The sequence below is a fragment of the Mycobacterium sp. NGS18 genome, assembly GCF_059813185.1.
Genome location: NZ_JCALEC010000007.1, coordinates 212699 through 227057, shown reverse-complemented (window position 1 = coordinate 227057; position 14359 = coordinate 212699). Strand labels below are relative to the sequence as shown.

The following is a 14359-nucleotide window of genomic DNA, read 5'->3' as shown; positions in this document are numbered from 1 at the left end:
CATCTCGGCGGGCCCGCATCTCAGGCAGCCGAGACAGCAGAGCCCACCGGCGAAAGAGTGTCGTGCGCAGCGGAGAGATCAAAGCCCTCACCGGGCTTCGCATCATCGCCGCGGTATGGGTGGTGCTGTTTCATTTCCGGCCGCTGCTGCGACTGGCCTCACCGGCCTTCAGCGACGCGCTCGCCCCGGTGCTGGACCGGGGAGCCCAGGGCGTCGACCTGTTCTTCATCCTCAGCGGATTCGTGCTGACCTGGAACTACCTGGAACGGATGGGGGAGTCTTTCTCGCCGCGGGCCACCCTGCATTTCCTGTGGTTGCGGCTGGCCCGGGTCTGGCCGATCAATCTGGTCACCTTGCACCTCGCGCTGCTCTGGGTGATCTTCACCTTGCACGTCGGCCACGTGCCGACCGAAGACCTCAGCCGGCTGACCGCGACCAGCTACGTGCGCCAGCTCCTACTGGTGCAGCTGTGGTTCGAGCCGTTCTTCGACGGGTCCAGCTGGGACGGGCCGGCCTGGTCGATCAGCGCCGAATGGCTGGCCTACCTGTTGTTCGGCGGGCTGATCCTGGTGGTCTACCGGATGATGCGGGCGACGTCGGCGCGTGGCCTGGCCGCACTGGCGATCATCGTCTCGCTGCCGCCGCTGCTGTTGATGCTCGCCACCGGCCAGTTCTACACCCCGTGGAGCTGGTTGCCGCGCATCGTCATGCAGTTCACCGCGGGTGCGCTGGCCTGCGCCGCGGTGCGCAAGATGGCGCCCACCGGCCGCTCCCGCCGCGCCGCCGGATACTGCTCCGCGCTGCTCATCGCCGCGATCGTCGGCGTCCTCTACTACTTCGATGCGCATCCGATCTCCGGGCTCCACGACAGCGGCGGACTGGTCGACGTGCTGTTCGTGCCGTTGGTGATGGCGCTGGCGATCGGAACCGGCAGCTTGCCGGCACTGCTGTCGACTCGGCTGATGGTCTACGGCGGGCAGATCTCGTTCTGCTTGTACATGGTTCACGAGCTGGTGCACACGGCGTGGAACTGGGCCGCAATACAATTCGAAATCATGCTGGACGAGGGGGCGACCGCGGCCAAGTGGATGGTGTGCGGGCTGTTGGCGGCGTCGACGTTGTTGTCGGTGCTGCTGTTCCACGGTGTCGAGGAGCCGGGCCGGCGCTGGATGCGCAGGATGATCGGTGCCCGGCCCGAGACGGCGCAGGTGCGCCCCGCCGAGGACCCGCTGGCCGTCGAACCGGTCGAGGAGATCCTTGACGAGCGCACCGCGGCGGTTCCGGTCAGTGTCTCCTGAAACGCTGACCGTGGCCGCCGATCGGGGAGGTGAGCTGTGAGCCGGGTGATGACGTTCGCGGTCCCGCTGGCGGCGGTCGTCGTCGCCGTCGTGGCGGGAACCGGTTACCTGGCCCGCGATCGCGACTCAGCCCGCCATTACGAGACCGTGCCGCTGAGCGCCTCCCCGATCCGAGTCGCCGTCATCGGTGACTCCTACACCTCCGGGTATGAAGACACCGGTCGCGGCGCGGCGAACTGGACCGAGCGGGCGTGGCAGATCCTGGCCGGCCGCGGCATCTACGTCAGCGCCGACGTGGTGGCCGAAGGCGGCGCCGGTTACGCCGTGCGCGGCAACCGGGGCGGTCTCTTCGGGGATCTGACGGCTCGGGGAGTGCAACCCGACGACGCGCTAGTGGTGTTCTTCGGCTCGCGCAACGACCAGGATGTCGAGCCGGGTGAGCTGACCCGGCTGGTCGCCGACACCCTGGGCCTGGCCCGGCGGATCACCCCGGCGGCCCGGATGCTGGTGATCGGGCCGGCGTGGCCCACCGCTGAGGTACCCGCCAACGTGTGGCGGATCCGCGACATCTTGAGTGCCGAGGCACGCGTCGTCGGGGCGGAGTTCGTCGACCCGCTGGCCGAACGCTGGTTCGTCGGCCGGCCCGAGCTGATCGGTCCCGACGGCGTGCATCCCACCGACGCCGGGCACGCCTACATGGCCGACAAGATGGTGCCGCTGATCGCCGGCCAGTTACCCAAGCGCACTTGACGCGGCTGCCTTGCCAGATCCCGGGCCATAGCAGAATCGGGGCATGACTGCGATGCGCGTGTTGATCACCGGAGGAACCGGATTCGTCGGGGGCTGGACCGCCAAAGCGATCAGCGACGCCGGGCACCAGGTGCGGTTCCTGGTTCGCAACCCGGCCGGCTTGCACACCAGCGTGGAGCGGCTCGGCGTCGACGTCTCGGATCACGTCATCGGTGACATCACCGACGCGGACTCGGTGCGGCGCGCGCTGGACGGCTGCGACGCCGTGGTGCATGCGGCCGCGCTGGTCGCCACCGACCCGCGGCAGAACGACCAGATGATGGCCACCAATTCCGACGGCGCCCGCAACGTGCTCGGCGGCGCGGTCGAGCTGGGGCTGGACCCGATCATTCACGTCTCGAGCTTCACCGCGCTGTTCCGCCCCGGCTTGGGCACGCTGCGCGCTGACCTGCCGGTGGCGGGCGGCTCCGACGGCTACGGCCGGTCCAAAGCCCGCGAGGAGCGCTACGTGCGCGGTCTGCAGGAAGCCGGCGCCCCGGTCAACATCACCTACCCGGGCATGGTGCTGGGTCCACCGGTCGGAGACCGATTCGGTGAGGCGGGCGAGGGGGTGCGGGCCGCGTTGCAGATGCGGGTTATTCCGGGCCGCAGCGCGGCCTGGCTGATCGTCGACGTCCGCGACCTGGCGGCGTTGCACGTGGCGCTGCTTGAGCCCGGCCGCGGTCCGCGGCGTTACATGGCCGGCGGGCATCGGGTGCCCGCGCGGCAGCTGGCCGGGCTTTTCGCCACGGTGTCCGGTTCGGCCATGCTCGCCGCGCCGGTGCCGGACGTCGCGCTGCGCTGGGCCGGGCGCCTGCTGGATCACGCCGAGCGGGTGCTGCCGATCAGCACGCCGTTCACCGAGGCCGGGATGCAGTACTACACCCAGATGCCGGCCTCCGACGATTCACCGGCCGAACGCGACCTCGGCGTCGTGTTGCGGGATCCGCAAGAAACCCTGGCCGATACGGCAGCGGCGATCCGCGGGTAGCCGGCTATGGATTACCGCTGGGCGCTGGTGCGGAATCGGTCTCGGTAGGCCTTCGGCGAGATGCCGAGGTGAGTGGCGAAGACTCGCCGCAACGTCTCGGTACTGCCGAAACCGGCCAGCCGCGCCGTGTCGGTGACGCTGCGGCCGGCGTCGAGCGCGGCGCGGGCGATGTCGATCCGGACCGTTTCGACGTAGCGGGCCGGGGTAATGCCGAGCTCGGCGCGAAACAGCCGGGTCAGTTGGCGGGTGCTCAGCGACGCCTGGGCGGCGAGGCTCTTCACGGTGTGTCCGGCCCCGGGATCGGCCGCGATCGAGTCGAGAACACCCCGCAGCGTGGATTGCGATGGCGGAGAATAGCTTTCAACCAGGACCGAGAACTGCGATTGACCGCCCGCGCGCTTGAGGTACACCACCAGGGTTCGGGCCACCTCGCGGGCGACCTCGGTACCGTGGTCCTGCTCGACGAGGGCCAGGGCCAAGTCGATGCCCGACGACACTCCTGCCGAGGTGAAGACGTCGCCGTCGCGGACGAAGATGGCATCCGGTTCGACGGTGATGTCGGGGAAGGCGCGGGCCAGTCGCCCGGCATGGCGCCAATGGGTGGTGGCGCGGCGGCCGCTGAGCAGCCCGGCCTGAGCCAAGACGAACGAACCGGTGCACACCGAGGCCAGCCGCCGGGTACGGGTGGCCGCCGTCTTCAGTGCGTCGACCAGTTCGGGATCGATCGGCCGGCCGACCAGCGCATCACCGCCGGCGACCATCACCGTGTCGGCGGATTCCAGCGCCGAGATCCGGCCGGTGGCTGTGAACGGCACCCCGACCGAAGTCTGCACCGGGCGACCGTCCACCGAGGCGACGGTCAGCCGATAGTCCGCGCCGAACCGGTTGGCTTCGGCGAACACCTCGGCCGGTCCCGCGATGTCCAGAAGTTTCACGCCGTCGAAGACGACGAGCATCACCGTCTTGCTCACCGAACCGCCCTCATACCTGCGGCATCCGCGCGCTCAGCTGCGCCAGCGTCAGCCGTTCGCGTCCAGCGTCGTCGAGGTAGGGGATACCGATTCCGTACTCCTGCCAGCGGGCGGCGATGCGGGCTTCCAACTCCGGGGCGAGTCGGTCCGTCGGTGGGAATCGCCGCCCTCCCCATGCCGGTCTGGGGTCGATGTCCCAGCTGCGGGTGGCGTCGATGAGCATTCGGGTCCATTCGCCGCTGCCGTACTTGTTGGTGTCGTTGCGTTCCGGCGGGGTGGACGGATCCAGTGAGGAGCCCAGGCCCGGCCCGAAGAAGGCGATGTCGCCGCGTCCGGCGTTGACCCGGTAGGACATCGCCCAGTCCAGGGCGGCCGGGTCGTGGATGTCGATGTCCTCTTCGACGACCATGACGTTCTTGTGGAACCACATCGAGCCCCCGGTGCCCCACAGCGCCGAGGCGATCTGTTGGGCGTGGCCCCGGTAGCGCTTTTGGATCTGCACCACGGTGTTCTGCCCGTTGGTGACCTCGCTCATCCACAGGTCGGTGATGCCGCCGATACCGAGATCGTCGAGCACGTTCCAGCTGATGGCCGAGCGGGCGAAATTGACGATGCTGTCCTCGTTGAGAAGGCCCGGCCGGATGCCTTCCAGGGTGCCGCGTAGCACCGGATCATCGCGGTGGGTGATCCGGGTGACGCGCAGTACGGGCGCGGGTGCCGCATCGCCGATGAAGCCCGGGTATTCGGCGAAGGGGCCCTCCATCACGAAGGTCGCCGGGTCGGGATCGATGTATCCCTCGACGACGATCTCGGCGGTCGCCGGCACGTGCAGCGGAACCGACTCGCAGGCCACCAGATCCACCGGGCGGCCCAGCAGGGCACCCATCATGTCCCACTCGCAGATGTTCTTCGGAAACGGGCTGCCGGCGCAGAAGGGCAGCACATCGTGCCATCCATACACCACTGCCACCGGCATGGGCTCCGGTTTGTATTGCGCCATGTGGCCGCCCCAACCCTGGCTGGGAACCAGCAGTTTGGCGATCTTGTCGCGGTCGACGATCATGCCCCGGTACAGGCCGATGTTGTCGCGGCCGGTCACGGTGTCCTGGGTGATGACGCCGCAGAACGTATCGATGTAGCGGCCGCCGTCCTCGCCGTGCCATTTCGGCACCGGGAACTCCCGCAGGTCGATGTCGGCGCCTGCGATGATGTTCTGCTTGACCGGTCCGGTCTCGACGATGCGCGGGGGAACCGGGTTGCGGAACGCCTCCCGAAGATGACGCACCATGTCCGAATCGCCGGTGCCCTCGGGCAGGCCCAGCAGCAACTGGACCTGGCGTCGGCTGCCGATCGCCGAGGTCAATAGTTTGGTGCAGCGGGTGTTTTCATGGCCGGTGATGTTCTCGAACAGCAGCGCCGGGCCACCGAGGCAGAGATTGGCCCGGGTGATCGCACCGATCTCCTCATCCCAGTCGACGGCCGCGGTGATGCGGCTCAGTTGTCCGGCCGATTCCAGGGTGTCCAGCCAGCTGCGCAGATCCGGGCCGGTGTGCTGATCCGGCTGCCCGGCGCAGTCTGCGGTACCGGAAAGGGTTGGCGCGGTGCTCATTGCGCGCTCCGCACTACGGCCAACCGCGCGTCACCGGGTTGGTCGCCGCCCGCCGGGATCGGGTGGTGATCGTCTTTCCAGCGGTCGATCAGCGAATGTTCGATCCCGAGCTGATCGATGATGCGGCCGACCACGTAGTCGGTGACCTCCTCGACCATGCCGGGGCGGGCGTAGTAAGCCACCGTCGGCGGAAAGATCACCGCACCGGCTCGCGCCAGGTAATGCATGTTCTCCAAGTGGATCTCGCTCAGCGGTGCCTCTCGGGTGACCAGCACCAATTTGCGGCGCTCTTTCAGCGTGACGTCGGCGGCTCGGGTGATCAGATTGTCGCTGAAACCGATCCGGATGGCGCTCAAGGTTTTCATGCTGCACGGGCACACCACCATGCCATCGGCGCGGAAGGATCCACTCGAGATGCCCGCGGCCAGATCACGGGCACTGTAGGCATGCGTCGCCATCGCGCGCACGTCGGCGACACTGAAGTCGGTCTCGATCTTGATCGTCGCCCGGGCCCACTCACTGAGGACCAGATGGGTTTCGACGCCGAGCTGCGCCAGCGCTTCCAATAAACGGATTCCCAGAGCGGCGCCGGTCGCTCCGGTCATGCCAACCACTAATCGCATCTGCTTCCTCCTTCTGAACGCCACCTCAGTCTGTGGTGACCGCCTCCCGGCGCAGAGGGGCATTTCCGCCGCGCATCCCACAGAATGCGACGCGTCGACAGGTGTCAGGTCGCACTACCCAACGCGGTCAGGCGGGAGTGGTTCTCGGCGAACCACCTGGTCTCCTGGCCGGGTTCGGGCAAGACCAACCCGGCTTCCATGGCGTTCGCCGGGTCGGCCTCGGTGAGCACGACCAGAAACTCGGCCTCCGGTTGCCCGGTCACCTCGGCCCACATCCGCGAGAATTGACGCAGCATCTGCTGGCGGGTGTCGAGATCGCGCCCGTGGCGGATCAGCCCGAAAAGGTACGAGTGGGCGGCGGTCTTCCCGGCGACGAAACAGTCCCCGTCGGCGATCTGGTGAAACAGCACGTTGACGAACAACTCGGGCGCGCCCGTCTGTTTGGTGTGGATCGCGGTGATCTCCTTCGCGATTCGGCTTTTTTGCGGCCCACTGAGCAGCCCGGCCGGGCTGTAGCACTGATAGATGGGCATGTCAGGATTCCTTTCAACAACGTTCCTGGTAGGCGTGTGATCCCAGCACTTGCCGCCGGAAGTCGCTCGGCGTGATCGCGTGCCGCCGTCGCATCACTGTGGCGAGATGTTGGGAACTGGCGAATCCGCACTGGTGAGCGATCTCGGTGACGCTCAGCGACGAGGTCGCAAGCAGCTCACACGCTCGGGCGAAGCGGCGGTTCATCAGCCAGCGGCGCGGTGGGTCGCCGGTCGCGTCTCGAAAGAGCGCGGCAAGGCGTGGCACCGACAGGCACACTGACGCAGCGATCTCGCCGAGATCGAGGTCGTCGGCCAGGTGCGCCTCGAGATATTCGATGGTGCGCCGGAGACGCCAATCGTGGTAGCCGGCACCGAGTTTGGCTGCCAGGGGTCGTGAGCTGGAGACGCTCGAATGCCGTCGCAGCAGGCCCGTTATCAGCTGCTGGCCCAGGGCGCTCAGCATCGTCCGGGAAATCCTGTCGCCACAGGTCATCTCACGCAGAATCTGCCGGAAGACGAATTCGACGAACGGATCGTGGGAACACATCGGGTCGACGAGGGTTACCGTCCGGCCGACGGCCAGCACGCCGCTGTCGACGGCCAGCCGCTCGACCAGGGCGTGCCGCACGTAGACATGCAGATAGGTGAACGGCTGGTCGGAGATGAACAGCCCGCGCGGTTGCTCGCCGGCCACCACCATGTTCAGGTGGAATGCCGGATGCGAGCGGCTCCATTTCAGCCGGCCATTGCCGAAGTAGGTGTGGTGGTGGCGTCCGCTGATCGGCATCGCGATGACGTCGGTGTTCCGATCTGCGCTGCGGCACAGTTCGTAGGACGGCCTGTTGCGGAACCGCCAGATCGCCGCCGATAGCGACCCGTCCGGTGTGGCGAGGCGGCGTTCCGGGGCAAAGCCCAATCGGTGCGCGATCACATCAGGAATCGATATCGGAGGTGCCGTCACCCCAGCAGTGTCCGCCTCGGTGCGACGCACGTACTGGGGCCAATGCGACATCTTTCCCACAACAGCCGACATCGCGGGCCGGCACCGACGGCCGCTGCGACGCCGGTGCGTGTCCGGTGTACATGCCGCTCGTCGCAGACACGCCGTGGCACCACCACTTTGGTAAGACCACGGGGCGGTCGCGGCGCTCGGTGTCGTGCCGACGTAACCACGCTCAGCAGAGGAGAAGTCATGCAGTTGTTCTGTCACCCAGGCGCAACCGCCGGGGGGCCCGCGGCCCGGATCCGGTTGTGCGTCGCCGCCGGCGCCGCGGCCGCAAGCGCGAGCGTCGTCGTGTGCTCTCTACCGGTGAGCGAGACCGACATAGCCCAGATTCGTCGGGACGTGGCGCTGACCGCCGGCCGGTTCGACGTCGAGGCTGCAGCCTTGGCCGAGGCCACCGACCCGGTCCCGGTCGGCCCCAGCGCAACGGGCGCTGACGCGTTCACGATCGGCGGTTTCACCTTCGATCCGGTAAATGGCGACGAGGAGGGTTACGCCCTCATTCACCCGCTCACCAGCGCTCCGCCCCTGTTGACTCTGGGTGGGGGATTCGCATTCGGCGGGCCAATGGCCGGCCAGGAATTCGAGGTGTTCGATCCCGCCGACGGCACCGACCTCGGCAGCATCAACACCAGTGTGGTGGTGGCGAACCTGGCGGGTTTCACCAATACCCAGTTCACCGTCGTCGGCGCGCCACCGGCGACCGATGTGTCGCTACCGACGGTGGGATCGGTCTACGACGTGTTCAACCTCGGCGCCGGCTACGCGAACGTCTACACCGCCATCGTGAGTGCCGACGATGGCCCGGACACCGTCACTGACACCTTCGTGACGCCGTTCGGGAACATCGATCTGACCCCGTTGTTCGGCGGTATCGACGCTGCGTCTCTGCTGCAGCCCGGCGACGCCTTCGTCGAGCTGGAAGCCGGTGCGGCCGGCGGGGGCGAGGACGCCTTCGCGATCGGCGGGTTCACCCTCGACCCGTTCACCAAAACCGACGGCTCCATCACGGAGGGTTTCGCCCCGGTCGCAGCACTGACCGGAGCCGCGCCGTTCCTGAATATCGGGGGCGCTTCGATCGAGGATGCCACAAACGGCGGAATCATCTTGGCTCCGCAGAGCTTCGACGTCTACAGCGGTTCCGGTGATGCGGCCACGCAGGTCGGCACCATCGCCACCTCCGAGCACGTGACGAGCCTGTTGGGGCTGACCAACACCCAGCTGATCGTCGCCAGCACGACCGCGGTCGAGGGCGGCAGCACCGCCGACCTCCCGGCTGTCGGGACAGTGTATGACGCCTTCAATTTCGGCGGCGGTTTCACGAACATCTACACCGCCACCCCGGGAGTCGACGGTGTCGTCACCGACACCCTGATCACACCGATGGGGAGCATGGACCTCAGCTCACTGTTCGGCGGTATCGATGCGGCGGAGCCGCCGGACCCGAGCGATGCGTTCACCGGGTTGGCCGAAACGGCAATCGGCAAGGATGCTTTCAGCATCGGCGATACCACCTTCGATCCGTTCACCGGGTCCGGTGACAACGCGACCGAGGGTTTCGCCCCGGTCTTCCAGACCATCGGTGCGCCGCCGCTGCTCAATATCGGCGGCGGTGTCGCCACCTTCCCCGGCACCTCGCTCCTGCTACAGCTGGCACCGCAGAGCTTCCACGTCTACGACGGAACCGGGGCCGATGCCGAACAGCTCGGCAGTGTGCACACCGCGGAGACCGTGACGCAGCTGCTGGGCCTGACCAACACCGCGTTCACCGTTGACGGCGTCACCGCCGCCACCGGTGTGGACATTGCGGATCTGCCCGCGATCGGCTCGGTGTATGACGTGTTCAACTTCGGCGGCGGTTTCGCCAACGTCTACACCGCAATCCCGGGTCTGGACGGCGCCGCGAGCACCGTCACCGACCTCTTGGTGACACCGTTGGGGAACGTGGACCTCAGCGCACTGTTCGGCGGCTTCGACGCCTCCTCGCTGCTGGACCCGGGGGATGCTTTCCTCGGCCTCGATATCTAGGCAGTCCAGTCAGGCAGCACGGCCCAGGCGGTAGGCGCCCACCGCCTGGGCGTGTGCATTTCCGTGCCGTCCGAGGTCGCATTCTGTGGGATCTACGGCACATCTGCCATGGCTGGATCGCCGGCTGGGCGACCAGAATCGGATCGAAGTGTTGTCGAGAGGAGAACTGATGCCCGAGAAGAGGCCGGACCGGCGAGTGTTGATCACCGGCGCCTCCAAGGGAATTGGGCGCGCGGTCGCCGACCGGCTCGCCTCGCGTGGAGTTCAACCGATCGGGATCGCCCGCACCGCACCCGAGAGCTTCCCGGGGCCGTTCTATCCGGTGGACCTGGCCGACCGCGCGGCAACCGCGGACACATTGGCGGCCATAGTCGCCGACGGCCACGTCGATGCGGTGGTCAACAATGTGGGCTTTGCGCACTTCGGCCGGATCGGGTCGATCGATCTGGACCACCTGTTCGACACCTACGACCTCAATGTTCGCGCCGCGGTTCAGGTCGTGCAGGCGGTTCTGCCCGGGATGCGCGCCGCCGGCTGGGGGCGCATCGTCAACGTCACCAGCTTGACCACCTTGGGCACTCCGGAGCGCACCCCCTACGCGTCGGCGAAGGCCGCGCTGGAAACCTGCACCCGGATCTGGGCGGTGGAACTCGCCGAGACGGGTATCACCGTGAACGCGGTGTCGCCCGGCCCTACCGAGACCGAGATGTACCGCGAGCGCAGCCCGGTCGGCTCGGAGCGGGAAAGCCTGTTCCTGCAGAGCATTCCGATGCATCGGGTCGGCACGCCGGCGGAGATCGCCCATGCGATCTGCTTTCTGCTGGACGAGGACGCCGGGTATATCACCGGACAGATCGTCCGGGTGGACGGCGGCGGAAGCCTTCCCGGGTGAGTACAGTCGCCGAAACGAAAGGAGCCGGAGCGATGAGCGCAGCACTGGAAACCGTTGCCGGGATCGCGATCCCCGACACCGCGCTGGTGCGCGATGCCACCGACTACATCCGCGACGTCGAGAACGATCTGCTGTTTCATCATTCGCGCCGAGTGTTCTTCTTCGGTGCCCTGCAAGGCCACCGGCGCGGACTGACCCCCGACCTGGAACTGCTCTACGTGGGGGCGATGTTTCACGACCTCGGGCTGACCGAGCGATACCGCGAGTCCGCACTGCGCTTCGAGGTCGACAGCGCCAACGCCGCCCGAGACTTTCTGGTGGAGCGCGGCGTCTCCGAGGCCGATGCCCGCACGGTCTGGCTGGGCATCGCGTTGCACACCACCCCGAACATCCCGGAGTTCCTCGACCCGGAGATCGCGCTGGTCACCGCCGGCGTGGAAACCGACGTGCTCGGCATCGGCCGCGACGATCTGGCGCCGGACCTGCTGGCGGCGGTGACCGCCGCGCATCCACGACCCGACTTCAAGCGCCGCATCCTGCAGGCCTTCACCGAGGGCTTCCGACACCGGCCGGACAGCACGTTCGGCACGGTCAACGCCGATGTGCTGGCACACTACGACCCGTCGTTCGTCCGCGGCGATTTCGTCGAGACCATCCTGGGCAACAGCTGGCCGGAGTAGCCGCTCCGCCCCGGCAGCGCGCTCAGTCCTCTTTGCCGATCAGCTTGCCCAGCGCAAGCCGGTCCGGCGCCAGCAGTTCGTCGATGCGCGACTGGTTCACATCGGCGACGATGATCTCGCCGACTTCCTGGTGGACGCTGCTAAAGATGCCGTGGGCTTTCATCTTCTCGGTCTGATACAGGTTGTCCTGGGTTGGCGTCACGTAGTGCACCGCCGCTGCCTTGAACCGGTTGACCAGCCACAGGTGGATCAGCGTCATCAGCCGCTTCTGCCGGAACTTCTCGGCGAACGTGTTCTGGTCGCGCACCGTCAGGATGCTGCGGCCGTGCCGGTCCTTGATCGGGTCGACGATCACGTTGGCGAGCTTCTCGTCGTCGTCGTTGTAGATCCCCAGTTCCAGCACATCCGATCCGGGGCGGGTCGGGCGTAGCTGCACCCGCAGCTTGTCGGTGAGCTGGTAGTGCGCGCCCCACATCGCCAGCCATTCCTCCAGCAGCTTCTTGGGCACCTCGGTCTGCACCAAGTGCTGATGCTGGGTGGAGCCGGCGCCCATCGCCTTGGTGGTGGCGGTGCGGCCGGACGAGGCGGCCAGCGCGGCATCGCTGCGCGGCCCGCCGACCAGGGTCTGCGGGGTCCGGTACGGCGACTCGACCAACCGCATCTTGCGCTGCAGCCGGGCCAGCGCCAGCATGCCGTCCTGCAGCAGGGTGGCCGCGAACTCCTCGGAGGCCACACCGTCGACCTGATGTCCGCCGTAGGTGATGAAGTTGAAGACGAAGCCCAGCTTGCCGATCTCGGCCGGGAAGGCCCGCATCTCGTCGTCGGTCATGCCGGTGGTGTCCCAGTTGAACGAGGGCGACAGGTTGTAGGCCAACATCTGGTCGGGGTACACCGCGTGGATCGCCTCGGCGAACTCCCGGGCGTCGTCCAGGTCGGCGGTCTTGGTCTCCATCCACAAGATGTCGGCGAACGGGGCGGCGGCCAGGGACTTGGCGATCGCATACGGGATCCCGCCGCGCACCTGGAAGTAGCCCTCGGGGGTTTTCGCCCGATCGCAGTCCCAGCCCGGGTCGGCATTCAACTCCGCCGCTTTGGCCCGCGCGGTGTACAGCGGTGCCCTTGCGGCGAACTCGCGCCACTGCGCCGCGCTCATCTCCTTCGGCTCGCCTTCACGTTCGGCGAAGTCCAGCATCTCGGCGACGGCGTCGCCGAACGTCATCAGCCCGGCGTCGTTCTGCCAGGCCTCCACGAACTTCGACTCGATCTCGTCGAACACGGTGTCCACGGACCGCTGCCCGTCGCTGCGCCACCCCTCGGCCGCCTTGGTGACCAGCGCGGTGATGCCTTGCCGCTCCAACCAGGCATCGGCCTCGGCGTACTCGCCTTCGGGCAGCGCGTAGAGCAGGTGACCGTTGATCTCGGTGATCCCCGCCGTGTGGAAGCGTCGGGTCATCGCCAGGAAACAAGCCTTGTAGGACGGGATCTTCAGGTTGGTGGTGCCCAGGATGAATGGCTGATCGCGCTCGTCGGAGCGGCTCTCGACCAGGTTGGCCGCCTCGGCGTCGGTGCGCGCCACGATGATGCCGGGCACCCCCATCATGTCCAGCTGGAACCGGGCGGTGTTCAGCCGCTTGATCTGCTCGTCCGAGGGCACCAGCACCTTGCCGCCCTGATGCCCACATTTCTTGGTCCCGGGTCGCTGATCTTCGATGTGATAGCCGGGGACACCGGCTTCGACGAAGCGCCGGATCAGGTTGCGCACGTGCGGATCACCGCCGTGACCGGTGTCGGCGTCGGCGATGATGAACGGCCGGTAGTCCACCGCCGGGTTTGCCGCGCGCTGCTCGTCGGTCATTCGCAAACGCAGGTACTGCTGGTTTCGGTCAGCGGTGAGCAGCGCCCGCACCAGCCCGGCTGCCTCGTCGGGCACCTGACTCAGTGGGTAGCTGGCCAGGTCGGGGCCCGGATCTTCGGAGATGGATCCCTTGGCCGACGTCGCCCAGCCGCCCAGATAGATCCCCTCGATGCCGACCCGCTTCATCACCACTGCCTGGCCCGGCGAGTAGGGGCCGAACGTGGTGATGCTCTTCTTGGCGGCGAACAGCTCTCGCAGCCGGGCGTAGAAAGCGGTCGCCGCTTCGCGCGCCACGATGTAGTCGGCCGGGATGGTGCCGCGCTGCTCGACCACCTGGCGGGCGGAGTACAGGCGGGTGATTCCTTCGAAACGCGGGCTGTCGAAATATTGCTGGGTCGCATCGATGTCAGCCTCGATGTCTCGTTGGCCTGGTGCACTCGCGTTTGTCTCGATGGTCGTCATGGAATTACGCTCCTGTTCGCCCCGGTTCGTGCGGCGGTTCCAGCTTCGGCTCTCCTTCGTCGAGCCTCGCTGAACCGCCGGGTTCGCACGTGTTACTCCCACGATTGTGCCGCTGCTCGCTGAACGATTACCCACTTTTGCCGTACATCTTCGGCGCGCCGCCGGCGACGCCGCGGAAGTTGCGTGAAGCCGGTGGATGCGGGTGATTTCGTGGCTAGGCTGATGAGTTATGACGGCCGGGTCAGACCGTTGGGCCACCCCTTGGGGCCAGCCGCCGCAGCGGATCGCTTCGGTGGATCACCCGGTCGGCCGCTGGGGCGCGCGCCGGATGAGCCGGCGCTTCGCCGGTGTCGGCGTCCAGATCCCGGCCGCCCGCCTGCGCGAGTTGACGGCCGGCGCACCGCTGGCGGCCGCGGAGTCGGTCGACTACATGTTCGCCCTCACTGCGACCGCCATGAAACGCGAGCAGCGCCTGGCCCGCTCACGGCGCAACCGCCGCCGCCTCGTGCACGCCCTCATCGTGGCCGGGCTGATGCTGGCCGCGCTGAACCTGCTGATCTGTATGGGCTACGTCTTCATCATCATGGCGCTGCACGAACCGGTGATGTGATCAGAACCCTAGACT

Annotated in this window: 13 protein-coding genes; 7 read left to right on the top strand and 6 right to left on the bottom strand. The window is 67.3% G+C overall.

Annotated elements, in window-relative coordinates:
• The first annotated feature begins 62 nt into the window (after window positions 1–62).
• From AC5Y31_RS15445 to AC5Y31_RS15435, 3 genes are read left to right on the top strand one after another with little or no spacing between them, the layout of a single operon-like run.
• A complete protein-coding gene (locus tag AC5Y31_RS15445; RefSeq protein WP_499981336.1) occupies window positions 63–1298 on the top strand; it encodes an acyltransferase family protein in 1236 nt (411 codons plus the stop codon).
• A 36-nt stretch (window positions 1299–1334) separates the two neighbouring features.
• Window positions 1335–2048: an Rv0518 family GDSL lipase gene (locus AC5Y31_RS15440; protein ID WP_499981334.1), complete on the top strand. Its 714-nt coding sequence runs from the start codon at window positions 1335–1337 to the stop codon at window positions 2046–2048.
• 52 nt (window positions 2049–2100) lie between these two features.
• Window positions 2101–3078, top strand: a complete 978-nt coding sequence (locus AC5Y31_RS15435; protein ID WP_499981415.1) for an NAD-dependent epimerase/dehydratase family protein — start codon at window positions 2101–2103, stop codon at window positions 3076–3078.
• An 11-nt stretch (window positions 3079–3089) separates the two neighbouring features.
• Here AC5Y31_RS15435 and AC5Y31_RS15430 read toward each other — a convergent pair whose 3' ends face one another.
• The 5 genes from AC5Y31_RS15430 to AC5Y31_RS15410 form a co-directional block, all read right to left on the bottom strand.
• A complete protein-coding gene (locus tag AC5Y31_RS15430; RefSeq protein WP_499981414.1) occupies window positions 3090–4034 on the bottom strand; it encodes a GlxA family transcriptional regulator in 945 nt (314 codons plus the stop codon).
• A gap of 25 nt (window positions 4035–4059) precedes the next feature.
• Window positions 4060–5658, bottom strand: coding sequence for a UbiD family decarboxylase (locus AC5Y31_RS15425; protein ID WP_499981332.1), 1599 nt, complete (start codon window positions 5656–5658; stop codon window positions 4060–4062).
• Window positions 5655–6281 (bottom strand): UbiX family flavin prenyltransferase, encoded by a 627-nt coding sequence (locus tag AC5Y31_RS15420; protein WP_499981330.1) that lies wholly within the window; start codon window positions 6279–6281, stop codon window positions 5655–5657. The genes AC5Y31_RS15425 and AC5Y31_RS15420 overlap by 4 nt, the downstream gene beginning before the upstream one ends.
• A gap of 104 nt (window positions 6282–6385) precedes the next feature.
• Entirely contained in the window at window positions 6386–6814 is a 429-nt protein-coding gene (locus AC5Y31_RS15415) for a tautomerase family protein (RefSeq protein ID WP_499981328.1), read from the bottom strand.
• Window positions 6815–6827: 13 nt separating this feature from the next.
• Window positions 6828–7775, bottom strand: coding sequence for a helix-turn-helix domain-containing protein (locus AC5Y31_RS15410; protein WP_499981326.1), 948 nt, complete (start codon window positions 7773–7775; stop codon window positions 6828–6830).
• Between the two features lie 348 nt (window positions 7776–8123).
• On the opposite strand from AC5Y31_RS15410, the gene AC5Y31_RS15405 reads away from it, so the two are divergent.
• The 3 genes from AC5Y31_RS15405 to AC5Y31_RS15395 all read left to right on the top strand — a co-directional run bounded on the left by AC5Y31_RS15405 (window position 8124) and on the right by AC5Y31_RS15395 (window position 11417).
• The gene (locus AC5Y31_RS15405) at window positions 8124–9845 is read left to right on the top strand and encodes a hypothetical protein (protein WP_499981325.1); all 1722 of its coding nucleotides are present in this window, start codon (window positions 8124–8126) and stop codon (window positions 9843–9845) included.
• A 169-nt stretch (window positions 9846–10014) separates the two neighbouring features.
• On the top strand, window positions 10015–10737 hold the full coding sequence (locus AC5Y31_RS15400) for an SDR family oxidoreductase (protein WP_499981324.1): 723 nt from the start codon (window positions 10015–10017) through the stop codon (window positions 10735–10737).
• Between the two features lie 32 nt (window positions 10738–10769).
• A complete protein-coding gene (locus tag AC5Y31_RS15395) occupies window positions 10770–11417 on the top strand; it encodes an HD domain-containing protein (RefSeq protein WP_064855487.1) in 648 nt (215 codons plus the stop codon).
• Between the two features lie 22 nt (window positions 11418–11439).
• Here the strand turns inward: AC5Y31_RS15395 and aceA are convergent, their stop codons facing one another.
• Window positions 11440–13734: an isocitrate lyase ICL2 gene (gene aceA, locus AC5Y31_RS15390; RefSeq protein ID WP_499981322.1), complete on the bottom strand. Its 2295-nt coding sequence runs from the start codon at window positions 13732–13734 to the stop codon at window positions 11440–11442.
• A gap of 229 nt (window positions 13735–13963) precedes the next feature.
• On the opposite strand from aceA, the gene AC5Y31_RS15385 reads away from it, so the two are divergent.
• Window positions 13964–14344: a hypothetical protein gene (locus tag AC5Y31_RS15385; protein WP_234783035.1), complete on the top strand. Its 381-nt coding sequence runs from the start codon at window positions 13964–13966 to the stop codon at window positions 14342–14344.
• Window positions 14345–14359: the final 15 nt, after the last annotated feature.